21 protein-coding genes are annotated in these 22,052 nt (G+C 54.3%); 14 read left to right on the forward strand and 7 right to left on the reverse strand.

The genetic code is table 11. From position 1 onward, the window contains the following. Nucleotides 1-6: 6 nt before the first annotated feature. Genes Ga0123461_RS00930 through rfbF form a run of 5 tightly spaced genes read right to left on the reverse strand, consistent with a single transcriptional unit; the run spans nt 7 to nt 4,495 of the window. Complete coding sequence (locus Ga0123461_RS00930) at nt 7-873, reverse strand: NAD-dependent epimerase/dehydratase family protein (RefSeq protein WP_100276633.1); 867 nt, start codon at nt 871-873, stop codon at nt 7-9. After that, nucleotides 870-2,096 carry a class I SAM-dependent methyltransferase gene (locus Ga0123461_RS00935; protein WP_100276634.1) on the reverse strand — a complete coding sequence of 409 codons (1,227 nt, stop codon included), beginning with the start codon at nt 2,094-2,096 and terminating at the stop codon, nt 870-872. Before Ga0123461_RS00935 ends, Ga0123461_RS00930 begins: the two co-directional genes overlap by 4 nt. Next, on the reverse strand, nt 2,093-2,680 hold the full coding sequence (locus Ga0123461_RS00940; RefSeq protein WP_232710266.1) for a dTDP-4-dehydrorhamnose 3,5-epimerase family protein: 588 nt from the start codon (nt 2,678-2,680) through the stop codon (nt 2,093-2,095). The genes Ga0123461_RS00935 and Ga0123461_RS00940 overlap by 4 nt, the downstream gene beginning before the upstream one ends. Next, nucleotides 2,646-3,761, reverse strand: a complete 1,116-nt coding sequence (gene rfbG, locus Ga0123461_RS00945; protein ID WP_198507084.1) for a CDP-glucose 4,6-dehydratase — start codon at nt 3,759-3,761, stop codon at nt 2,646-2,648. The genes Ga0123461_RS00940 and rfbG overlap by 35 nt, the downstream gene beginning before the upstream one ends. Then, entirely contained in the window at nt 3,725-4,495 is a 771-nt protein-coding gene (gene rfbF / locus Ga0123461_RS00950) for a glucose-1-phosphate cytidylyltransferase (RefSeq protein ID WP_100276636.1), read from the reverse strand. The genes rfbG and rfbF overlap by 37 nt, the downstream gene beginning before the upstream one ends. 378 nt (nt 4,496-4,873) lie before the next feature. Here rfbF and Ga0123461_RS00955 point away from each other — a divergent pair, with 378 nt between their 5' ends. Together Ga0123461_RS00955 and smc are read left to right on the forward strand one after the other, a co-directional pair. Continuing rightward, nucleotides 4,874-5,566: an ABC transporter permease gene (locus Ga0123461_RS00955; RefSeq protein ID WP_100276637.1), complete on the forward strand. Its 693-nt coding sequence runs from the start codon at nt 4,874-4,876 to the stop codon at nt 5,564-5,566. Between the two features lie 132 nt (nt 5,567-5,698). Next, nucleotides 5,699-9,166 carry a chromosome segregation protein SMC gene (gene smc, locus Ga0123461_RS00960; protein WP_100278611.1) on the forward strand — a complete coding sequence of 1,156 codons (3,468 nt, stop codon included), beginning with the start codon at nt 5,699-5,701 and terminating at the stop codon, nt 9,164-9,166. A 52-nt stretch (nt 9,167-9,218) separates the two neighbouring features. Here smc and Ga0123461_RS00965 read toward each other — a convergent pair whose 3' ends face one another. After that, on the reverse strand, nt 9,219-10,337 hold the full coding sequence (locus Ga0123461_RS00965) for an HDOD domain-containing protein (protein ID WP_157819189.1): 1,119 nt from the start codon (nt 10,335-10,337) through the stop codon (nt 9,219-9,221). 99 nt (nt 10,338-10,436) lie between these two features. On the opposite strand from Ga0123461_RS00965, the gene miaB reads away from it, so the two are divergent. The 12 genes from miaB (at nt 10,437) to trhP (ending at nt 21,362) form a co-directional block, all read left to right on the forward strand. Further along, nucleotides 10,437-11,795: a tRNA (N6-isopentenyl adenosine(37)-C2)-methylthiotransferase MiaB gene (miaB, locus tag Ga0123461_RS00970; protein ID WP_100276639.1), complete on the forward strand. Its 1,359-nt coding sequence runs from the start codon at nt 10,437-10,439 to the stop codon at nt 11,793-11,795. A 15-nt stretch (nt 11,796-11,810) separates the two neighbouring features. Then, nucleotides 11,811-12,767, forward strand: a complete 957-nt coding sequence (locus Ga0123461_RS00975; RefSeq protein ID WP_100276640.1) for a PhoH family protein — start codon at nt 11,811-11,813, stop codon at nt 12,765-12,767. Then, on the forward strand, nt 12,764-13,249 hold the full coding sequence (gene ybeY / locus Ga0123461_RS00980; protein ID WP_100276641.1) for an rRNA maturation RNase YbeY: 486 nt from the start codon (nt 12,764-12,766) through the stop codon (nt 13,247-13,249). Before Ga0123461_RS00975 ends, ybeY begins: the two co-directional genes overlap by 4 nt. Further along, nucleotides 13,246-14,085, forward strand: a complete 840-nt coding sequence (locus tag Ga0123461_RS00985; protein ID WP_100276642.1) for a transporter associated domain-containing protein — start codon at nt 13,246-13,248, stop codon at nt 14,083-14,085. Before ybeY ends, Ga0123461_RS00985 begins: the two co-directional genes overlap by 4 nt. Nucleotides 14,086-14,125: 40 nt before the next feature. Beyond that, entirely contained in the window at nt 14,126-15,532 is a 1,407-nt protein-coding gene (lnt, locus tag Ga0123461_RS00990) for an apolipoprotein N-acyltransferase (protein ID WP_100278612.1), read from the forward strand. Beyond that, nucleotides 15,529-16,518: an NAD(P)H-dependent glycerol-3-phosphate dehydrogenase gene (locus Ga0123461_RS00995; RefSeq protein WP_100276643.1), complete on the forward strand. Its 990-nt coding sequence runs from the start codon at nt 15,529-15,531 to the stop codon at nt 16,516-16,518. The genes lnt and Ga0123461_RS00995 overlap by 4 nt, the downstream gene beginning before the upstream one ends. After that, nucleotides 16,519-17,040, forward strand: coding sequence for a Smr/MutS family protein (locus tag Ga0123461_RS01000; protein ID WP_100276644.1), 522 nt, complete (start codon nt 16,519-16,521; stop codon nt 17,038-17,040). Between the two features lie 85 nt (nt 17,041-17,125). Beyond that, nucleotides 17,126-17,533 (forward strand): DUF2782 domain-containing protein, encoded by a 408-nt coding sequence (locus Ga0123461_RS01005; RefSeq protein WP_100276645.1) that lies wholly within the window; start codon nt 17,126-17,128, stop codon nt 17,531-17,533. Nucleotides 17,534-17,536: 3 nt separating this feature from the next. Beyond that, the gene (locus Ga0123461_RS01010; protein ID WP_100278613.1) at nt 17,537-18,160 is read left to right on the forward strand and encodes a thiamine phosphate synthase; all 624 of its coding nucleotides are present in this window, start codon (nt 17,537-17,539) and stop codon (nt 18,158-18,160) included. A gap of 43 nt (nt 18,161-18,203) precedes the next feature. Continuing rightward, entirely contained in the window at nt 18,204-18,722 is a 519-nt protein-coding gene (locus Ga0123461_RS01015) for a SixA phosphatase family protein (protein ID WP_100276646.1), read from the forward strand. A gap of 18 nt (nt 18,723-18,740) precedes the next feature. Beyond that, nucleotides 18,741-20,003, forward strand: a complete 1,263-nt coding sequence (locus Ga0123461_RS01020) for a TAXI family TRAP transporter solute-binding subunit (RefSeq protein ID WP_100276647.1) — start codon at nt 18,741-18,743, stop codon at nt 20,001-20,003. Between the two features lie 3 nt (nt 20,004-20,006). Then, complete coding sequence (trhP, locus tag Ga0123461_RS01025; protein WP_100278614.1) at nt 20,007-21,362, forward strand: prephenate-dependent tRNA uridine(34) hydroxylase TrhP; 1,356 nt, start codon at nt 20,007-20,009, stop codon at nt 21,360-21,362. Here trhP and Ga0123461_RS01030 read toward each other — a convergent pair. Further along, nucleotides 21,346-21,909, reverse strand: coding sequence for a PH domain-containing protein (locus Ga0123461_RS01030; protein WP_100276648.1), 564 nt, complete (start codon nt 21,907-21,909; stop codon nt 21,346-21,348). The genes trhP and Ga0123461_RS01030 overlap by 17 nt on opposite strands. Nucleotides 21,910-22,052 lie beyond the last annotated feature (143 nt).

Raw genomic sequence — 22,052 nt, forward strand, 5'->3', positions numbered from 1 at the left:
TTTCATTCATACGACGAGGATACCCCTGTCCTCTAGCAAGCAGGACTCCAACTTCACCGTTGAACCCCAAAACTCCATCGGCTCGTAATCAGGATAGGGATAATGACCCAGATTCAGCGCCATCTCGACACCTCGCTCGCGCAACCGGGCCTCAACCATGTCTCGGACCCTCACCGGCCTGCCGGAGCATACGTTAACAATCCCGAAATCAGCTCTCTTTTCAATAAGTTGCGACAGAATAAAAGCGACTTTCTCAACCGGAAGATAGTCACGTAACTGCTCACCTCCGGACATATCGAATGTGCTCTCGCCCCGCACAATTGCACGGTCAAGCTGAGCCAGTAGACTGTTAGGGCTCTGGCCCTCGCCAAAGAGGTAGAAGAGCCGTGCCCAAATCAGCTGAAACGGCATTTTTTGCTGAAGCTGCTGCAAAAAATGCCGTAACATATCCTTAGCCAGCGGATAGGCCAGTTGTGGATCGCTCGGCATTGACTCATCCAGACAGCCTTCACGCATGCCATATTCTAGGCAAGTTCCGCTTACCAGCACATGCTTTAATCCCTGCTCGACCAGTGCCTTGATAAAGCGGTAGTCGGCCTGAAGGTTGATTTCGTAATGGAACTGTTCCCGGTAGTTCGGCAAGCCACTCCAGGCTAGGTGTGCCAATGCCTCGGGCTCTCCCAGTTCGGCAATTGCCGGAAGCTGGAGGTTATGAATATCGTATCGCACAAATCGTACATCATCACGCCACGGCATCGACTCAATTCGAACAGGATCGCGGCCCAGTACGATCACTTCATGGCCACGCTCCAATAACTGGGACACCAGATGGCGACCGATGAATCCCGATCCACCCGTTACCAGTATCTTCACGCAAAAATCTCCAACTCCGGCACCGCCACCACGAAGCGGCCTCCCCAGGCAGTGATCTGCCGCTGATGGTTTGTGATCTCGTCACGGATATTCCAAGGTAGAATCAGCAGATAGTCGGGGCGCGCCTCGGCGATGTGATCTGGATGCAAAATGGGAATATGGCTGCCGGGCATAAACTTTCCCTGCTTGGAGGGTGCGGCATCGCAGACGAACGGTAATTGCTTGGTCGTTACGCCGGCAAAGTTCAGCAGCGTATTTCCCTTGGCTGCTGCGCCATAAGCCGCGACCAACTTGCCGGCCACTTTCTGCTTCTGAAGAAAGCTGAGCAGGTCGGCTCTGATCTTCTCAACCCTTGGCTGCATGGCGCGATAGGTGTCCATATCCTGTAATCCAGCCTTGCGCTCATCATCAAGCAAGTTGCTCACGACACCCGTCACGCTATGGGATGAGTCGGAATGCGATGCATAAACCCTGAGGCTGCCGCCATGCGTCGGAAGTTGTTCCACGTCGTAGGCTTTTAGCCCAGCAGATTCCAAAATGCTGATCACCGCGTAGAGTGAGAGATAGGAGTAGTGTTCATGATAAACGGTATCGAACTGGTTAAGTTCTACCAGGTTTTTAAGGTGTGGAAACTCCAGCGTAATCGTACCTTCGGGTTTGAGCAATCGCGTCATGCCGCGCGTGAAATCGTTGATGTCGGGCACGTGTGCGAAGACATTGTTGCCGATAATCAGGTCTGCGCGTTTTCCGGCCTCGCATAACTCATCGGCCAGCACTTCGCCAAAAAATTGGCGCACTACTGGCACCCCTAGTTTTTCGGCGGCATCGGCGGTGCTGTCGGTCGGCTCGATGCCCAGGCACGGAATGCCTGCAGCCACGAAGTTTTTCAGCAAATAACCATCGTTGGAGGCAATCTCAACCACCATTGAATCTGCGTCCAGCATCAGGCGCTCGCTAATCATCTGATAATAGTCCGAAGCATGTTTTAACCAACTCTCGGAGACCGATGAAAAATAGGCGTAATCGCTGGTGAATAGTTCGTCGCAATGGGAAAAATCTTCAGCCTGCACCAGCCAGCAATGATCGCAGACATAGACGCGCAGAGGATAGACAGGTTCAGCAACCTGCAGTTGCGCAGAACTCAAATAGGCATTGGAGGGGGGCATGTTGCCTAGGTCGAGAAACAGGTGCTCAAGCAGTACGCCACAGTGCCTGCAGTTCAAGTGTCCAGCCCCTGAAAGTGTTCTGAAAGTAACGAGTGCGACTGATCCCGACTTGAGAGCTCAGACACAGGTAGTGGCCAATTTATAGAGAGTAACAGGTCATCATAGCGAAGCCCCCCCTCTGCATCAGGTGCATATGCTGCCGTATGCAGATAAAGCAGCTCAGAGTCTGCTTCCAAGATCTGGAATCCGTGAGCACACCCTTCCGGGATGATCATCATCTCATTGTTCTCCACGCTTAATTCCTGGGCATGATAATGAAGAAAGGTAGGCGAACCTCTGCGCAGGTCTACAGCCACATCCCATACCCTGCCTTTCAGACAACGCACCATCTTCATCTCAGCATGTGGAGGGTGCTGATAGTGTAAGCCTCTAATCGCGCCAGGCTTGCAGGTCAGCGAACGGTTAATCTGAACAATTTTTCTTCCATCTAAAAGCGATGATAGCTCCTCTTCGCAAAACAGCCGGATAAAACTACCTCGTGGCTCTACTACAGGTTTACTCACTACAATATTTACGCCCTGAATTGCTGTCGGAATCACGTTCAAATCAACCAGCCCAGATGCAGCGGCTATGTTGTGCATCCATTATGTATTTTTCCAGTTGCTGATGTGTACCAGTAAACTGGTCATTCAAATATGCGCGATACCACTCAGTGCATGCGCTGATCCCACTGATCAGATTCCAGACAGGTTTCCACGCCAGTTGTTCTTTTGCCTTTGAGCTATCCAGGTGCAGAAGAGCAGCTTCATGAGGCTGCTTTTCACCATTCAGATGCCATTGCAGATCGGGCAACTCATGTTTCATAAGCTGTAATATCTCGATCACCTGACTGTTCCCTTCCCTCTCTGGGCCAAAGTTCCAGGCTGAAGCTGCTTTTCTGTCGCCTTGCAGTAATCTTTGACCAAGCAGCAGATAACCGGAAAGCGCATCAAGGACATGTTGCCAGGGTCGTGTTGCATGCGGAGAGCGAATTTCCAGCGAATCGCCAGTAGAGATGGCCCGCACCAGATCGGGAATCAAACGACCTTCAGACCAGTCACCACCACCGATAACATTTCCCGCTCTCGCCGTTGCAAGAAGTGGCGCTCCGGGAAAATCAAAGAATGATTTCCGAAAGCTTGCAGCCACCAGCTCTGAAGCAGCCTTTGATGCCGAATATGGGTCATGCCCTCCCAGCGCATCTTCTTCATGGTAACCACGCGGCAAGTCTCTGTTTTCATAACATTTATCTGAAGTGACAATCACAATAGCTTTCACGCTGGGAACATGGCGACAGGCCTCCAGTAGATTGGCCGTTCCCTGTACATTCGTAGCCCAGGTTGTAAGCGGATCATTATAGGATTCCCGCACCAGCGGTTGAGCAGCCAGATGAAAAACAATCTCTGGTTGAGTGTCCGAAATGATTTTTTGTAGCGCAATTGCATCGCGGATATCTTCTATGTGCTCATCAATATCAAGCTGAAGCAGCTCCCAGTGATTGGGCGAACTGTCAGGATTAAGTGCAATACCTGTCACCTTCGCACCCATTTGATCCAGCCACAGCGTCAGCCAACTGCCCTTGAATCCTGTATGCCCCGTCAAAAGAACTTTCCTGCCTCGATAGGCGTCATTAAAAAGCGCCATGGTTACCACACTTTCCAGGGCGGGTTGCCGGATTCCCATAGCTGCTCCAGACGCACCTTGTCCCTCAATGTATCCATCGGCTGCCAGAAACCGTCATGTTTGAAAGCCGACAGCTCACCCTTGGCCGAAAGCTGCTCGAGCGGTTCCCTTTCCCAGACGGTGGCATCACCTTCGATAAGCTCTATAACCTTCGGCGATAGCACAAAGAATCCGCCATTCACCCAGCCACCATCACCCTTCGGCTTCTCATTGAATGCTTCGATTTTATTCCCATTGAATTCCAGCGAGCCGAAACGGCCGGGTGGTTGAACAGCCGTTACCGTCGCCAGACGATTGTTCTGCTTATGAAACGCGATCAATTTCTCAATATCGACACTGCACAGGCCATCACCATAGGTGAAACAGAATGGTTTATCAGGCGCAAGGTGAGGTGCTACCCTCTTGATTCGACCTCCGGTTGAAGTCTCATCTCCAGTATCAATAAGTGTCACTTTCCAGGGTTCTACAGTATTCTGATGCACTTGCATGGAATTGTTTTCCATATCAAATGTTACATCCGACATATGCAGGTAATAGTTGGCAAAGTACTCTTTGATCAAATAGCCTTTATAGCCTAGGCATATAATAAACTCATTGATTCCGTAAGCACTGTAGGTTTTCATGATATGCCATAGAATCGGTTTGCCTCCAATCTCTAACATTGGCTTCGGTTTCAGGTGAGTCTCCTCACTGATCCGAGTCCCCAGTCCTCCAGCTAATATCACCGCCTGCATAAATACTTCCCTCACCGTTTAAGCTAACCTTTGCAAGGTTAGCATGGCCCCATCGTTTAAAACATTATCCTCTAAGCTAGCCATTATCAGTGATGAGTGATGAGCAATTAAAATGCCAAACCTGGAAATAGGGTTTGACATGCCTCTTCAAGACACTGACGGGGCACGAGCACCTGCATGCATTTTCTTCCTGCTTCACTGACTCCTGTTCAGAATCGACCCTGAACATTGTTGCGCATCTCAATTGTGACGATTCTGAATTGGGGCCTACAGGGACTTGATCGTCTCGATAGAGGCGGTGAATAGGGAATGATTGCATAAAACAGGCTGATGGATTCGAATCCGCCATATGAAAACTGAACACATGATGGCCAGATAATGAATTTCGACGCGGGCATGACCGAGACGCTGATTAAGCTGTTTGCAGCGTGGATGCTGATTGCCGGTGTGGCTTACTGGGCCAATCGCGAGGGGCTGGGGCTTTCACGGCGGATGCTGATTGCATCTGGTCGTGGACTGCTGCAGCTGTTGGCTCTGGCGTTCGTGCTGCACTGGATCTTCGATATTCACTCCCACCTGGCACAGGCAGCCCTTATTGCAGGCTTCTGTGTTTTGGCCGGACACAACAGTGCCTCCCACTATGATAGCGCCAGAGGTACATGGCTGGCATGTGCTGTCGGCCTGGTGTGTGCCTGCCTTGTGACACTGCCGTGGCTTGCCCTGACCGACTCGATCTCCGATGACACCCGAACGCTGGTGCCGCTTGGCAGCATGATTGCAGCTAATGGCATGAATGCGATTTCGATTATGTTCGAACGCCTGAAATCGGGCAGCGAGGTTGGCGAGGGGTTAAAAACCGCAATGATTCCGACGATCGATACACTGCGTGTGGTTGGCTTGGTACATATGCCAGGCATCTTTGTCGGTATGGTGCTGGCGGGGGCTGCGGCGTTCGATGCGGCGGTCGCCCAGTTGATCGTCCTCTATATGGTCACCACATCCAGCTTTACCGCCTGTCTGGTCAGCTTCCTGATGATGAACCGTTTAAAGAAGAGGCAGGCAGGGCAATAAACGCAGCATCAGACCAAGGCGGAAAGAATAACATCGCACCATCTTGATATAGATTGTTTTTCCTGCGACTCTCTGCCTTATGACAAGGGAGAGGAGAGCCATACCCACCGGGCATTATAGAGTGATTTGCAGATGCGGCTGAAGCGAATAGAGCTGGCTGGCTTCAAATCATTTGTTGATCCGACAAAGATCGACCTCGATCGTGGCATAACCGCCATCGTCGGCCCTAACGGGTGTGGTAAATCAAACATCGTTGATGCGCTGCGCTGGGTGCTGGGTGAACACTCGGCCAAACATCTACGTGGCGGTGTCATGGATGACCTTATCTTTCAGGGGTCCGATACACGTTCGCCAGTAGCAGTCTGCGATGTGGAACTCACCTTTTCTATTGAAAAAGGTTCGCTGGCCAGTCCTTACCATGAGTTGAATGAGATCAGTATCCGTCGCCGCCTGACACGTGATGGCGGCTCTGATGGTTTTATCAACGGCAAGATGGTGCGCATGAAGGACATTGTCGACCTCTTCCTCGACACCGGCATCTCCACCCGCGCCTATGCCATCGTTGAACAGGGTTCTATCGCCCGCATGGTGACCGCCAAACCTGAAGAGCGGCGTGTGATTTTCGAAGAGGCGGCAGGCGTGATGAAATATCGTTCCCGCCGTAAAGAAGCCAGTCGTCGCATGAAGGACACTCAGCAGAACCTGGATCGCGTACTCGACCTTCTGGAGGAGGTGCGCAGCCAGTGCCGCAGCCTGAAACAGCAGGCATCACGTGCCGAGCGTTTCAAAAAGCTTCAGGATGAATATACCCACCTGCAGTCGGTCAGCCTTGGGTTGCGCTACCAGAACCTGAAAGAGGGTTTCAAAGCCATTGAGCAACGACTGAAACAGGCACGCTCATCCGAAGCGGTGGCATCCCGGCAGTTGTCTGCATCTGAAAAGCTGGTGTCTGAAAGGCGCGAACAGGTTGTCAGCCATGAGGGCGAGGCGCAGGCGTTGCAGGACCAGCTGCGAGAAGCTGAGCGCCTTCGCGCCGATCTGCAGCAGCAGGCTGAACGCATAGCAGGTGAGCGCCGCCTGTTTACAGAGCGCAAGGCAGCCCTCAATAGCCGGATCGAAGAGGCGAACCAGTACAGAGACCGTGTTGACGAAGAGCTGGAGATGGCTGAGCAGCGTCTGGCTGATCAAGATGATTCCGAGCTGCAGTCACTGAAAGCGCTGGCCACAACGAGCGTTGAACAGGCGCAGCTGAATTTCCAGCAGCAGGGGTTGCAGCGCGATGGTTGCCTCTCCGAATATGAACGTTTGCGTCACAGTGGTGAGCAGGCCAGGCAGCAGCGCGATAAGGCAGAAGCGGCACTGGCGCGGCTAAGTGAGCGCGAAACCCGTTTTGCCAATCAGTTAACAGAGATAGAAGCTCAGATCAGAAGCAATGCGAAAGCTGTAGGGGAAGCAGAGCAGCTTCTGACAATAAGCGAGCAGGCATATCGCTCTGCTGAAGCGCAGGTTACTGCGGCTCAGGATGCGTTGGACCGCAGCCGTAGCGGTCGTGAAATGGCCTCAAAGGCGCTGGCTAATCAGGAAGCGGTAGTTCGTGAACTGAAAGGTGCAGTGCAGGAACTGCGCGGCCGAACGAAAAATCAGGATGTGCCGGACGACCTGCGCGACAGTTTAAGGGCGCGCGGTGCGGTATGGGTTGATGAGTCACTGAATGTGCCGGAGGGGCTGGAGGCGGCAGTAGCAGCTGCACTTCGAGGTCGCTCTGCCGATGCACGCATTCCGGTTAATCCGGATATCGAGAGTTGGAAAGGGATGTTCGGGCGTGTGGCAGGTGCGCCGGTGGCACTATTTGCCGGCAACGCATCCAAGGTGGTTTCGGCACAGTCGCTGGCTGATGCCATAGGCGTAAAGTCGAATCACCCGCTTTATGACCTGTTTGCACCGATCGGGTTAGTTGATGAAATTACTCAGGGGTTTGGCCGTAGTGAGTGCTGTGTCAGCCGTGATGGCTGGCGCTTTGAGCCCGGAGGCTGGCTGGTGCCACCGGCAGGTAACAGGACAGCACACCGCCTGGCAACACAGCGCAAGCTTCGCGATGCGGAAAGCGAACTGGCTGAAGCTGAGGCGGTTATGCTTGCTGTGTCGGAGACGTTCTCCGAAGCAGAAAGCAGGCTGGAACAGCAGCAGAAGAGTTGGCAGCAGGCCCATATCGAGGTAACCCGCACTGAGGGTGAGTGGCACAAAGGGCAGGCGGAGTTGGCACGTTCAAAATCGGAGCTGATCTCCCTGAATGAGCGCCAGCAGCGTCTGCAGTCAGATATCAAAGAGGCGACCGGTGAGAGCAATCACTGGCAGCAGCAGCTGGATCAGGCTGGTGGTGTAGATCAGGCAGCACTTGATTTGGCACGACACAAGCTGGATGAGCAGAATGATGCTGTTGCCCGTTCCGAACACTCTCTGAATCAGGCGCGTACGGGGCTGGCTCAGGCAGAGCAGTCGCTGGCTCTGTTCGCACAGGCTCAGGGTAACTTGCAGCGTGAATGTGAGCGGCTCAGGCAGGAGCGCTCGCGCCTTAGCAGTCAGATGGAAACCGACACGGTGCGCCTGCGGCAGGCTGATGCCGAGCTGGCGAAAGTTCGAGCCCATAGTGATCTGGATCAGCAGCTGGCTGCAGCGGCCGGACAGGTGGAGAAGATGCATCAGGCGATGAATGAGATTCGCCAGAAGGGGCATGAGCTTCAGCAGTCACAGCATGAAGCAGAACGGAGCGAAAGGCAGGCGCGCCAGCAGTTGCAACTGGCTGCTGAGCAGCGTCAGTCCATTGAGCTTTCTGAGGCACAGGATGCAACACGCCTGCAGGATATCGAAGAGGAGATCGCAAGCCGTTGCCAGTTCTCGGCGGCCGAGCTGCTTAAGCGCATTGAAGCCATGGATGACCTTGGTGATACTGATCTCATTTTAGCGCGCAGCCATGAGCTGGGCGATCGGCTGGAGCGTTTCGGGCCAGTCAACCTGCTGGCTATTGATGAGTTTGAACAGGCAAGCGAGCGTGAACTGTTTCTCTCTGACCAGGCTGCTGACCTGGAGGCAAGCCTGATGACATTGAACGACACCATCACTCGTATCGATCGAACCACCCGCCAGCGTTTCCTTGAAGTATTTGAACAGACCAACGCTTATTTTAAGCAGACATTCCCTCAGCTTTTTGGCGGAGGTCGTGCTGAGCTGCGCCTTGATTCCGACGATGTGCTGACTGCCGGTGTTGAGGTGATTGCCCAGCCACCGGGCAAACGACTGCAGGATGTTACGCTGCTCTCCGGTGGTGAGAAGGCACTGACTGCAGTGGCACTGGTGTTCTCGATCTTTAAGATTAAACCTGCGCCGTTCTGTGTGCTTGATGAGGTGGATGCCCCGCTTGACGATGCCAATGTGGGACGCTTTGGCGAAATGGTACGCGAACTTTCGGATCGGGTGCAGTTCCTCTCTATTTCACATAACAAGATTACCATGCAGCAGGCTGATCGCCTGATTGGTGTATCGATGCCCGAACCCGGCGTCTCAAAGATCGTCGCCGTTGATATGGCTTCCGTTTCTCCCTAGAGGTTTTTCTTGATGAAGGTGTGTTCGCACCTGTTTTTTTGGCAGTTAAGCGTCAGGAGGAGAAGAGTTCAGGCATAACATGCCTGATACGCCCCATCTCTCTCTCCATGAGGCGATATGTCGCTTCGGAATTGAGCGGTAATAGAAGCTCAGATGCGATAAAACTGTCGTTGATGGCTGCAAATATGCAGCTCTTAGATCCCCAGATGCGCCTGCTTATCTTCTCCTCTGTATCTGCCAAGAAATGCTGGAGTACGATGTGTGCCAGGTTGACCGCGACCATGCCATGGCGCAGCTCTCTGGGGATTGAGGAGGCTGGCAGGCTGGAGGCGTGGTGATGGTATGAAATATAGTGTCGCACCTGCTTCGGTAGCCTCCAGTGCAGGGCAAGCGTAATACCTGCATCGATATGGGTGTAGCCAAGTGTTTTATGCTCTGCCCAGAGTGTGTCCCCCTCTGTTTCGATTGCACATTTCAGGACCGCCAGTTTTTTGTCGCTCTCAATATAGAGAATGGCAAGCTTGCCGATATCGTGGAGCATTCCGATCAGGCTGGCGTCATTGAGGGAGAGGCGATGGCATGGTGCGACCAGAATACGGGTGAGTGATGAGATGACCTGACTGTGCATCCATACATGGCGGACCTGAAATTGATTCTCCTCACCTCTTTCAAGCTTCGGGGCAAGCGTCTGGAAGATGATGTTGCTTGTCGCATCGAGCCCCAGTCGCGCAATCGCCAGAGGCATATTGGTGACCTCTGAGCTGTCTGAGGTTCTGTAGGCTGAGGAGTTGCATACCATGAGAACCTTGGCAGAAAGCACTGGGTCCTTGGCTATGCATGCCCCCAGCTCAGCCGCCGAGGCCTCTGGATCTTCCAGGATTTGCTGTATCTGGTGCCAGATCTCCGGCATGGGGGGGATGTCGTGAATCTTTGAGCGCAGACGTTTCACGGTGTTAACATGCAGGCTTGGTGGTGAGATCAGGTCATAAACATTTGCTGGTGGGGTGACGGCGGAGCGAGCTTCCCTGAGAATGCCACGGATAGAGGCGTCTGAATATTCATTGTCGGTGCTGCTGTCGTCCGGAGTGGCTTGTTTAGCGGAGGAAAGCGTATCCTCTTTTCTGGTGATAGCTGACAAGAGTCGCGAAAATAAATCGCCAAGCAGTGGCATTATTACCTCCAGAAAGTCGAGAGTGACGTGCATGTGATAAGCAAAAGGTGCGCCAGTAAGTTGCCTGCACCATGACTGCGCTCTAGCTTGCGCCACCTGATGAAAAACGAGAATCAAAAACTACAGAGTCTGGATACGCTGTTTATTAAAACCTACGGCTGCCAGATGAATGAATATGACTCCGGACGCATGGCGGATATGATGAAACAGGCCTACGGCCTCAGGCTTGTGGCAACGCCTGATCTGGCTGATGTCATCCTGATGAACACCTGTTCTGTCCGCGAGAAGGCGGAGGATAAGGTCTACTCTGAACTTGGCCGCTACAAGAAGCTGAAAGACAAACGTCCTGACATGATTATCGGTGTTGGAGGCTGTGTCGGTCAGCAGGAGGGTGATCGAATTCAGAAGCGGGCACCCTATGTTGATATTGTGTTCGGTCCGCAGACCTACCATCGCCTGCCCGAGATGATCAAGGAGATTCGCCGCAATCGCGTCTGCCTGACCGAGATCGATATGCCTGAGATCGAGAAGTTCGATCACCTGCCCAAGGCGGAGAGCCATGGTGCATCCGGGTGCGTAACGATCATGGAGGGGTGTGATAAGTTCTGCACCTTCTGTGTGGTTCCCTATACGCGCGGTCCGGAAATTTCGCGGCCGGTATCCGACATTCTTGATGAGTGCCGGGAGTTGCTGGCAGGTGGTGCGGTAGAGATCAGCCTTCTGGGCCAGAATGTGAATGCCTATCGCGGCCCAGGTCCTGACGAGGAGGAGTGGGATTTCACCATGCTTCTCTATGCCGTGGCTGAATTGGCCGGGCTCAAGCGCTTGCGTTTCAGCACCAGTCACCCGATGGAGATGACCAGTGAGCTCTGTCTCGCCTTTGCCGAGATTCCACAGCTGATGCCTTACCTGCATCTGCCGGTACAGAGTGGCTCGGATAACCTGCTTAAGGTGATGCATCGCGGCCATAACCGCGAAACCTACTTCCGCATTATCGACGAACTGCGGGAGCACTGCCCCGATATCGCGCTCTCTTCCGACTTTATTGTCGGTTATCCGGGCGAGACGGAGGAGGACTTCGAGGCCACGCTTGATCTGGTTCGCCGCGTGGACTACGGCTCGGCCTTCTGTTTTAAATATTCACCGCGTCCGGGAACACCTGCCTCCAAGGTTGAGGACAGCGTGCCGGAAGATGTGAAGGATATTCGGCTGCAACGGTTGCTGGCCCTGACTCGTGAGCAGACGCGTGCTGCCATGGAGTCACAGATCGGCAAGATCGTTGAGGTTCTGGTTGAGAAAGAGAGTCGTGATGCCGGCGATATGGCGGGTCGCACGGCCGATTTTAAGATCGTCCATTTCAAGGGGCAAAAGCGCCAGATCGGGCAGATTATGCCGGTGCGCATTACCGAGGCCTACGGGCAGTCACTCAGGGGCGAGTTGATTCTTGCCAGCGATTAGAGGCATTATACAACCATGACAGCAGTTACCCTGCGCCTTGAGGCGCGCGATTCATTCTCTTTGCAGAGCCTGTGCGGTGCCGGAAACCGGATACTCAACAGGGTTGAGCAGTTTTATCAGGTTCGTTTTCACGGTCAGCCCGGCCAATGGGATATTGAGGGGGAACGCGCCGAGGCGGCGCGCGCGACCATGTTGCGGCTTGCTGAGTACGCGGCAGCACAACCTGATGAACTCAGTGATGTCGATGTTGAGGGCGTATTGAAGGACCTCGGGCAGGGAGAGCAGAGCACAAAGGATGAACGCGATCAGGGGGTTTTGATTGCCGGGCGGCGCCATGTTGGCGGCAAAACGCCCAACCAGCGCAGCTACCTCAAGTCGATCAAGCACAACACCCTGACACTGGCCGTTGGCCCCGCAGGATCGGGTAAAACCTATCTGGCGGTTGCAGCAGCAGTCGCAGCCCTGAACAGTAACCGCGTTGAACGCATTATCCTCACGCGCCCTGCCGTAGAGGCCGGAGAGAGGCTGGGTTTTCTTCCCGGTGATATGCAGCAGAAGGTTGATCCCTATTTGCGGCCGCTATTTGATGCGCTCTCCGATATGCTGGGTGTGGAGACGATGAATGCGATGCTTGAGCAGGGGCGTATTGAAGTTGCTCCGCTTGCCTACATGCGCGGTCGTACCCTCAATGATGCCTTTGTGATTCTTGATGAGGCGCAGAATACCACCCGGGAGCAGATGAAGATGTTCCTGACCCGGCTCGGCTTCGGCTCGATGATGGTTGTTACCGGTGATGTGACTCAGATCGATCTGCCACGCCACCAGCAGAGTGGGCTGTTGCATGCGCTGCAGGTGCTGGAGCATGTTCCTGATATCGGTATCTCCCGCTTGAGCAGCCGCGATGTTGTGCGCCATCAGCTGGTTGAACAGATCGTCAATGCCTATGAAGGGCTGGAGAAAAAAGAGCAATGATCGATGTTGTCGTAGATGATGATCTGGAGGGGATATTCACGCCTCCGGATCATATTGAAGAGGCTGTGCTGGCCGCATGTCAGGTTTCCGGGTATTCAGGGCAGGAGCCAGAGCTCTGCATCCGCTTTGCAAGCGATGATGAGGTGCGCCAGCTCAATGCTACATGGCGGAACAAGGACAAGGTGACCGATGTGCTCTCTTTTCCTGAGCAGGTTGCCCCTGATTTCGATTTTGAAGACTCACTCGGCGATATTGCACTGGCCGTTCCCTTTATTGCAGATGAGGCAGGGCGTCTTGGCCTGCCGCAGCAGGATCATGCCCTGCACCTGATCGTACACTCCACCCTGCACCTGCTCGGTTTTGACCATATCGATGATAGTGATGCTGATGAGATGCAGGAGCTGGAGCGGGAGGCAATGCGACTTCTTGGCCTCCACGACCCCTACCCTTTAGAACAAAAAATGAATCCGGAGATACTATGAATTCCGCAATCAAGAAAGGGCAGCACAGGCTGCGCGAGTCCTTGATCGAACACCTTCGTCCTGGCCGTGATGAGGCAGAGTTGCTCTCCGTTCTCGGGCGTGCTGAGGCTGTTCAGTCCGATGGACAGCGTAGCATGCTTGAGCAGGTGGTTGCCTTTAACGATACCCGTGTGCGCGAGGTGATGGTGCCGCGTTCGCAGATTCATGCGGTAAACGTGGATGCTTCTCTTGCAGAGGTAGAGGTCGCCCTGATTGAATATGGTGTCACCCGACTGGTGGTGATGGAGGCAGATATCGACCATGTGCTTGGCGTGGTACATATCCAGGATGTTCTGGCTGCGAGGGTTCGTGGCGAGGAGCCTTCTCTGACCACATTGATGCGCCCCTGCCTGCGTGTGCTGGAGCTGGAACAGGTACCCGGACTGCTTGAGGAGATGCGGGATCACTCCTGCCATATCGCCATGGTACTGGATGAGTATGGCGGCACCGCCGGCCTTGTGACGCTCTCAGACCTACTGCATGAGATCGTAGGTGAGATCGGTGAAGAGGGAGAGGACGAGAGTGAGTGCCAGTTGCAGGCCGATGGCAGCTATATGGTAGAGGCCCATATGCATATCGAAGATTTGATTGGTGAGATCGGTGTTCAGTTGCCACTGGGTGATTACGATACGGTCGGCGGCTGGATTACAGCCTCTCTGGCGCGGATTCCGAAGCGAGGAGAAACTGCGATGCTGGATGGATTCCAGGTTCATATCATTGAGGCTGATCCCCGGCGTATTACAAAGGTGCGCATGATCCGCTTGCAGGATATCAAGAAGAACACCGCCGGTGACTGATCGATTGCGCATGCTAGCGGCATTGGCCCTCGGTGGGCTGATGCCATTTTCTTTTTCCCCGTTTGATTATTCATGGTTGGCTATTCCGGCCCTTGCCGGATTCCTCTGGCTTCTCTGTCAGGGCAGGCCATTCCGCATCGGTTTCGCATTCGGTTTTGGTTGGTTCGGGTTGGGTGCATGGTGGCTGGCGCCAACCCTGCACACCTACGGACACATCCCATGGGTGTTTGCGCTTTTCTGTGTGGTTTTGGTGGGCTGTGTTATGGCCCTGCTGCCAGCGCTGTGGGCGTGGGTGGCGGCAAAGGATGGCGGCAGGTCGCACTGGATTCTGGTGAGCTTTCCCGCCGCTGCCGTGGGTGAAGAGTGGTTGCGTGGCCATATCTTTACGGGTCTGCCGTGGACAGCGCTCGGCAACCTGATGCTTGATACTCCGGCAGTCGGCTGGGCATCATGGATTGGTGTTTACGGCATAGCATTTATTCCGGCACTGCTTGCGGCATCGCTGCTGCTGCTTGTTACCCATGAGGAGAAAAAGTGGGGGATGGGCGGCGTTGTGGTTACCACACTGCTGGTGCTGGCTGCTCCTCAACCCTTCGATGCAGCCGGCGAGAAATCTTATCGTGCTGCCCTGATTCAGGGGAATATTCCGCAGGATCAGAAATGGGATGCTGCGTTCCTCAACGAGACAATGTTTCGTTATGCCAATCTCTCCGCTCAGGTGGCAGATGAGAGTGACATTATCATCTGGCCAGAGGCTGCGATTCCCTTCTTCCTCGAGCGTGCTCCTGATTGGGATCTCTGGCTCACTGATCAGATAAGGGAGTGGCGTGCCCCTCTGCTGTTCGGGGGACTGAAACTTACCGGAGAGAATACGGCCAATAATGGTCTTTTTGCAGAAGATCCGAATTTGGAGCTCCGCGAATTTGCGGGCAAACAGCATCTGGTGCCATTCGGCGAGTATGTTCCATCTTGGGTTCCATTCCTGCGTACGCTGGTGCCGGAGATTGCCAATTTCGTGCCAGCCGAGGATTCCGGGTTCGTGCAGGCTCGTGGAGTCCGTTATGGGGCGCTGATCTGTTACGAATCGCTCTTTCCCGAACAATCCCGCCGGCGTGTACAGAATGGTGCAGAAGTGCTGGTTAATGTTACCAACGATGCTTGGTACGGCACAACGCCTGCTGCATGGCAGCATTTCCAGGCGGCCCGCATGCGCGCTGTGGAGACAGGCCGCTACCTGTTGCGTGCTGCCAATACAGGCGTCACGGCTATTATCGGACCTGACGGGAAAGTGACAGCCACTGCTCCGTGGTGGACGCAAACGGCACTGACAGGTGAGTTCAGACTCTCTGATTCGATCACGCCGTATGTGCGTTGGGGAGATGCCCCTTTGCTGGGACTTCTGGTTTTGTTAGTAATTCCGCTGTTTGTGAGAAAGGAGAGCATATGAGCAGGCAGCAGGTGTGTGTGTTGGGGGCAGGATCGTGGGGCACTGCGCTGGCATTGGTTCTGGCCCGTAGTGGCCAGCGAGATGTGTGGTTGGTCACTAGGGATAAGGCGCAGGCGATTGAAATTGAATCTGCACGGGAGAACAGCCGCTACCTACCGGGCATTAACCTGCCCGCCAATATTCGGGTAACGGCAGATACGGCCCTTGCCATAGATAGTATTGATGCCTGCGTTTATGCGCTGCCCTGTGTCGCCGTGGATGCTTTTCTGCCGCTTCTTGCCCAAGGTGATTATCCGGTGATTGCAGCCTGCAAAGGACTGCATCCGGAAAGCTTGATCCGTACCGATGAGATGCTGGGCGGATATATCGATAAAGAACGCATTGCCCTGCTCTCCGGACCTTCATTTGCGATTGAGGTGGCCAAAGGGCAGCCGACGGCAATTGTCATGGCGGCAGAGAACCTGTCGCTGGCTGCGGCCGCCGCCTCCTTTTTCGATGCAACCAATTTCCGCATCTATCTCAGTGATGATGTGGTTGGCGTAGCCATGGGTGGCGCGCTGAAGAATGTCATTGCCATTGCCGCGGGCATGGCCGATGGGCTCGGCTTCGGCCATAACTCGGTGGCAGCGGCAGTGACCCGGGGGCTTGCCGAGATGGCGCGTCTAAGTGTGGCTTGTGGCGGCAGCACTGAGACACTGATGGGGCTCTCCGGGCTTGGTGATCTGGTGCTAACCTGTACAGGCGAGCTCTCACGCAATCGCCAGTTTGGTGTTGCAATTGCCAAAGGCAAAGGGTGTGAGGCTGCGATTGAGGAGATTGGCCAGGTCGTTGAAGGGGTGAGGACGGCAAGGGCCGCGAATCAACTGGCCGAAAAACTGAATATCGAACTGCCACTGATGCAGAGCATTCACCGTGTATTGACCGGTGAGATTGATATTCACGATGCGGTGGTGGAGCTGATGGCGAGGCCGGAGCGGCCGGAATAGATGGCGGATGAAGATGAACTGTTTGCCGAGGCGATGGGCAGGGTTCGCCCGCTTGCCGCTTCTAACAAGATTGATTCCGAAAGCCTGAAAAAACGAAAAAAAGAGCAGCTCTCCAGGCGGGTTCGGGTTGGCACGATCGAGCCGCCGCAACGCGCCTTTTCACCCGAAGTGACAGACGGTCCGTGGCAACTGATTGCTGATGGCGTATCCCGCGAACGGGTGCGGCGGCTGGGGGCAGGACGACCGCCTGTCGGTCCCACCTTTGACCTGCATGGCATGCGACGCGATGAAGCGCTGGAGCTGCTGGTTGAAGGTTTCAATGCGGCGCTGTTGGATGGGCAGCGGGCACTTCGTATCATTCACGGGCGTGGCCTGCATTCACAGGGAAAGGCGATTCTCAAGGAGGCGGTCTACCACTGGTTGCGCGAAGGGGCTTTTGCACATGCTGTGCTGGCGGCCATCCCCGAGCCGGGAAGCGGTGGTGGCGCCTGTCTGGTGCTGTTGCGCAGGCAGGGAACATAAGCGCATTTACGGCAGGTCGCCAGTTGTGAAGAGGGCGAGTGCATAAATTGCTGTCCGAAGCCGATTCCTTTGCTATAGTACTTCCATGATGATGCGATATTTTCTGTTGCCAGTTTCACTTGTTCTGATGCTCTCCTCCTATGCCTTTGCTGAAGAGGGTGAGGCTTTGCCGCCACCTGAAGTAAATGCTGAGGCGCCTGCTTCTGCCAACGATGAGGTGGAGGTAAAGGAGAGTGCTCCCAACCTCAATGAGGAACTGAGCGCACCTGATAGCGATGTAGCGATTGATGTGCGCTCCTATCAGCGTAAAGATGGTGCCAAGATCACAGAGTATGCTGTGCACGGGCGTGTATTTAAGATCAAAGTTCAGCCGGCTGGCGACCTGCCTGCCTACTACCTTGAGGATCGTGATGGCGATGGCAACTTTGAGCAGCGCCTGCCCGGTGGTGGCAAACGCATTTCACCACCAACCTGGGTTCTGCAAGAGTTCTGATTGATGCGGGTAAAGCTCCCGTCCCTGATTGTTATTACTGACAGTAGCCGATATTCGGATGAGCTCCTCTTCGCAGCACTGGAGCAGGCTTTAGCCCATGGGGTTGATGCGGTTCTTCTGCGCGAAAAGGCGCTGACTTCGGCAAAGCTTCTGGCGCTGGCGTCACGCTTGCGTGAACTCACCACTGCTTTTGGGGTCGCGCTCTATATTCATACACAGGCGGATATCGCCAATGCGGTAGATGCTGACGGGGTACATGTCGGAAGCGGTGATGTTACGAATATCCCGGCTATTCGCCGCTGGTTGAATAACCCGGAGAAAACCGTCTCGGTCTCCTGCCACACGGCGCAGGAGCTGCAGCTTGCTGAGCAGCACGGGGCGGATTTCGTATTTCTCTCACCTGTTTTTCCGACGCAGAGCCATCCGGGCTCCCCCCATCTGGGTGTAAAAGGATTCAACACTATGGCATCGACGACAAAGCTTCCGGTGGTGGCGCTCGGCGGCATCGACAGCAGCAACTGTGGCGAGCTGAAGGGCCGGCGCGTAGCCGTCATTGGCGCCATCCTCGGCGCAGAGGATCCCGGAAAAGCCGCAAAAGCCTTGCATAAGGCTATTTTCCAAGGCTGATTGCTGGCCATATGCTTATGGATGACTCGAAGGGGGTTAATAGATGAAGCAGCTGATCCTGATTCGGCATGCCAAGTCCAGCTGGGATGACTTGAGTGCGAGAGATTTTGACAGGGACTTGAGTAAGCGTGGCCGTGGTGATGCACCGGATATGGGGCGCAGGCTGGCTGAAAGGGGGTTGGTTCCGGATGCCTTCGTTATTAGCTCATCGCAGCGGACCAGAAGTACGGCATATCTGATGGCTGAGCAGTTCGGGTTCCCTGCTGAGGAGATCAAGCTCAAAAGCGAACTCTACCTGGCAAGCCCCGCCACAATGCTTAAGCTGATACGACACACTCCCGATCATGTGCAACGCCTTGCCCTGCTGGCACACAACCCGGGAATCACCGAGTTGACCAATCAGCTGGCTAGAAGCTGCATTGACAATATTCCCACCTGCGGCGTAGCGATCCTTGAACTGTCGATTGAGTCATGGAGCGAAGCCGGAAGCCGCACCCAGCTGCTCGATTTTGACTATCCGAAACGTGAAATCGAGGCGGCCGCATTGCAACAGGAGTCATAGCTCCTAGAGTGCTTCGCCATGACCCTTGGCGATAAAATCAAAACATTTGCTCCGGCTACCCTTCTGGTGCTGCTCGGGTTCGTGGTGGCCTACCAGTTTGTCGATCCGGCACCGCCAAGCACATTAATCCTCTCTGCGGGTTCGAAAGAGGGGGCTTATTATGCCCATGCCGGTAGCTATCGCGATTATCTGAAGCAGCGCGGCATCACCGTGACCATTCTGGAATCAGCCGGTTCACTGGAGAATGTTGAGCGTCTGGCTGAAGGAAAGGCCGATGTGGCCTTTGTGCAGAGTGGTATTGCAGACCCTCAAAATGATAATCTGGCATCGCTTGGCAGCATGTATTATGAGCCGCTTTGGGTGTTTGTACGTGCAGGGGTTCACCTTGAGTCACTGAGTGAGCTGAAAGGGAAAACCATTGCAGTCGGCATGGAAGGCAGTGGCACACGTGTTTTAAGTTTGCAGCTATTGAAGGAAAATGGCGTGCATGCAGACAATGCCACTATTCTGGCAACGGGTGGCAGTGCGGCTGCAGCGGCGCTGAAGGCAGGCAGTGTAGATGCTGTTTTCCTCGTGGCAGCAGCGACCGCTGAGACGGTGCTGCAGCTAAACCGTAATGCCAATGTGAAGCTGTTCAATTTTGACCGTGCTGAGGCTTATGCCCGTCGCATACCAACGCTCTCTACCTTAACCCTGCCGCAGGGGGCACTTGATCTGGAGAGCAATATTCCGGCTCGGGATATGAAGCTGCTGGCAGCCACGGCGACGCTGCTGATTAATAAAGATCTGCACCCGGCACTGCAGGATCTGCTAATGCAGGCGGCGGCGCACGTGCATGGGGGCAGAAGCCTCTTCTCCGCTGCAGGCAATTTTCCGACTGCCCGCTACACAGCAATACCGCTGAGCAAAGAGGCTGAACGTTATTACAAGTCTGGACCTTCATTCCTGCAGCGTTACCTGCCGTTCTGGGCGGCAACGTTGGTGGATCGTCTGAAGGTGCTGCTGCTGCCGTTTATCGCTCTTCTTTTTCCCCTGTTTAAGGTGATGCCGCCGATTTATCGTTGGCGGGTGCGTTCAAGAATTTATCGCTGGTATGATGAGCTGGGGCGTATTGATGAGGCACTGGGGTGCAACTTTGACCAGCAGTTGCTGGATGACCTGGATCGCATCGAGGCAGAGATCAGGAAAATTCACGTGCCACTCTCCTATGCCGACGAGCTCTACAACCTGCGTATGCACCTCTCCCTGATTCGCGAATCAGCGTTAAGAATAAAAGGATAAATGATGACTAAACCTTCCATTGAACTATTGGCTCCGGCCGGAACCATTCGCAATATGCGCTACGCATTCGCATTTGGCGCCGATGCTGTCTATGCCGGGCAGCCGCGCTACTCCCTGCGTGTGCGCAACAATGACTTTCAGCTGGAGAACCTGAAAACCGGCATTGATGAGGCGCACGACCTCGGCAAGAAATTCTTTGTCGCCAGTAACCTGCTGCCTCATAACAATAAGCTAAAGCGTTATCTGGAACATATGCAGCCGGTAGTCGATATGCAGCCGGATGCACTGATCATGGCTGACCCTGGCCTGATGATGATGGTGCGCGAAAAGTGGCCTGAGATGCCGATTCACCTCTCTGTGCAGGCTAATACGATGAACTGGGCGGCAGTAAAATTCTGGCAGTCGGTGGGTGTGAAGAGAATCATCCTCTCCCGTGAGCTCTCTCTTGATGAAGTTGAAGAGATTCGCCAGCAGTGCCCGGACATCGAACTTGAGGTGTTTGTGCACGGGGCACTCTGCATGGCCTACTCTGGCCGTTGCCTGCTCTCCGGTTATTTTAACCATCGGGATGCCAATCAGGGTTCATGCACCAATGCATGTCGCTGGGAGTATGGCATGGAGAAGGCTGCTGAGGACCTCTCCGGTGAAATTATTCCGATTCAGGTACTTGATGGCATGAATGCTCAACCGTTCGCTGATACAGGAAGTGTTGAACGTCATCCCCTGGCCGACCAGGTCTATACCCTGACTGAGCCCAATCGTCCGGATGAGCAGATGCCGATATTTGAAGATGAGCATGGCACCTATATCATGAACTCCAAAGATCTGCGCGCAGTGCAGCATGTCGAGCGACTGGTGAAAATCGGTGTCGATTCGCTGAAGATCGAAGGGCGCACTAAGTCTCACTACTATGTGGCACGTACCTCCCAGACTTACCGTCAGGCGATTGATGACGCAGTGGCAGGTCGCCCTTTTGATGGATCGCTGATGTTCCAGCTCGATGGGCTGGCCAGTCGCGGTTACACCGATGGTTTCTATACCCGCAAACGTTCATCAAGCACGCAGAACTATGAAACAGGTAATTCACAGTGGCTGACCCAGCGCTTTGTTGGTGAAGTGGTTGGCTACGATGAAGAGAAGAAGATGGCCGAAGTGATTGTGAAAAATAAATTCTCGATAGGTGACTCGATTGAGTTGATCAATCCGGGCGGCAACCACACATTTATCGTCGAGTCGATCAATGATGCCCGCTACGGTAACCCGATGGATGTTGCACCGGGCAGTGGTCATCAGGTAAAAATACCGGTTCCTGTCAAACCGGATGAGCATGCACTTTTGGCGGTTAACCTGGCGAAGTGATTTCCGCGCGTAGTTTCTCAATGATGGCAAACGGTTTGCGCACGTCCGTCAGGTTGTTCATGCGCGGGGTGGCCTCCATTTGCCCGGGGATGGGCATCTGGCTCTGGTAGGCGGTGGTGATCGCCTCGAATCCCAGCACGAGGGAGCCTGATCCATCCCTGTTCTCAAACTTTTGCAGGTTCTCGATCTCACCGATGGCAATGTAATGCGCCTGCTTCTCCCGCATGCCGCTCAGGATGATGATGCGGCGGTCGGTGATGCCGTAGAAGGTTTTTCCGCGCAATTTGGCATCGTAATAGAAGCGGCCGGCAATCAGGTAGAGACCGATGATGACAAAAGGAACCCCGATCAGCGCCATGATCAGCGGCGCATCGCTTGTCAGAACCTGATACTCCCAGAAGATCGAGGAGCAGCCCCAGACAAGGCTGAAGGGGATCATGAATGCGTCCGATGTATGCAGCAAGAATCCCTGCCTGGGCTGAGCGCTCCAGAGCAGCGTTTCACCCGCTTTCAGTTCCGCGCCGATGACGGCCTTGTGATCGTACATGGGCTCTAATATCTACCGGATGCGCCGAATCCTCAATGGTGGAGTGGGGCCGTGAGCGATTCTGAAACAGTTCGGGACTAACAGTTTTGTGAATTTTCTGCGATACTGCTGCGCGGTTGGCGGAAGCTGACCTCAACCAGAGG

The organism is Mariprofundus aestuarium, from assembly GCF_002795805.1.
GTDB classification, from domain to species: Bacteria; Pseudomonadota; Zetaproteobacteria; order Mariprofundales; family Mariprofundaceae; genus Mariprofundus; species Mariprofundus aestuarium.

What these genes read in the sequence shown, in the direction of transcription:
- Ga0123461_RS00940 (WP_232710266.1), bottom strand. Translation starts at nt 2,680, where the DNA reads ATGCACAACATAGCCGCTGCATCTGGGCTGGTTGATTTGAACGTGATT.
- rfbG (WP_198507084.1), bottom strand. Translation starts at nt 3,761, where the DNA reads ATGGGAATCCGGCAACCCGCCCTGGAAAGTGTGGTAACCATGGCGCTT.
- rfbF (WP_100276636.1), bottom strand. Translation starts at nt 4,495, where the DNA reads ATGCAGGCGGTGATATTAGCTGGAGGACTGGGGACTCGGATCAGTGAG.
- Ga0123461_RS00955 (WP_100276637.1), top strand. Translation starts at nt 4,874, where the DNA reads ATGAATTTCGACGCGGGCATGACCGAGACGCTGATTAAGCTGTTTGCA.
- smc (WP_100278611.1), top strand. Translation starts at nt 5,699, where the DNA reads ATGCGGCTGAAGCGAATAGAGCTGGCTGGCTTCAAATCATTTGTTGAT.
- Ga0123461_RS00965 (WP_157819189.1), bottom strand. Translation starts at nt 10,337, where the DNA reads ATGCCACTGCTTGGCGATTTATTTTCGCGACTCTTGTCAGCTATCACC.
- miaB (WP_100276639.1), top strand. Translation starts at nt 10,437, where the DNA reads ATGAAAAACGAGAATCAAAAACTACAGAGTCTGGATACGCTGTTTATT.
- Ga0123461_RS00975 (WP_100276640.1), top strand. Translation starts at nt 11,811, where the DNA reads ATGACAGCAGTTACCCTGCGCCTTGAGGCGCGCGATTCATTCTCTTTG.
- ybeY (WP_100276641.1), top strand. Translation starts at nt 12,764, where the DNA reads ATGATCGATGTTGTCGTAGATGATGATCTGGAGGGGATATTCACGCCT.
- Ga0123461_RS00985 (WP_100276642.1), top strand. Translation starts at nt 13,246, where the DNA reads ATGAATTCCGCAATCAAGAAAGGGCAGCACAGGCTGCGCGAGTCCTTG.
- lnt (WP_100278612.1), top strand. Translation starts at nt 14,126, where the DNA reads ATGCCATTTTCTTTTTCCCCGTTTGATTATTCATGGTTGGCTATTCCG.
- Ga0123461_RS00995 (WP_100276643.1), top strand. Translation starts at nt 15,529, where the DNA reads ATGAGCAGGCAGCAGGTGTGTGTGTTGGGGGCAGGATCGTGGGGCACT.
- Ga0123461_RS01000 (WP_100276644.1), top strand. Translation starts at nt 16,519, where the DNA reads ATGGCGGATGAAGATGAACTGTTTGCCGAGGCGATGGGCAGGGTTCGC.
- Ga0123461_RS01005 (WP_100276645.1), top strand. Translation starts at nt 17,126, where the DNA reads ATGATGATGCGATATTTTCTGTTGCCAGTTTCACTTGTTCTGATGCTC.
- Ga0123461_RS01010 (WP_100278613.1), top strand. Translation starts at nt 17,537, where the DNA reads ATGCGGGTAAAGCTCCCGTCCCTGATTGTTATTACTGACAGTAGCCGA.
- Ga0123461_RS01015 (WP_100276646.1), top strand. Translation starts at nt 18,204, where the DNA reads ATGAAGCAGCTGATCCTGATTCGGCATGCCAAGTCCAGCTGGGATGAC.
- Ga0123461_RS01020 (WP_100276647.1), top strand. Translation starts at nt 18,741, where the DNA reads ATGACCCTTGGCGATAAAATCAAAACATTTGCTCCGGCTACCCTTCTG.
- trhP (WP_100278614.1), top strand. Translation starts at nt 20,007, where the DNA reads ATGACTAAACCTTCCATTGAACTATTGGCTCCGGCCGGAACCATTCGC.
- Ga0123461_RS01030 (WP_100276648.1), bottom strand. Translation starts at nt 21,909, where the DNA reads ATGTACGATCACAAGGCCGTCATCGGCGCGGAACTGAAAGCGGGTGAA.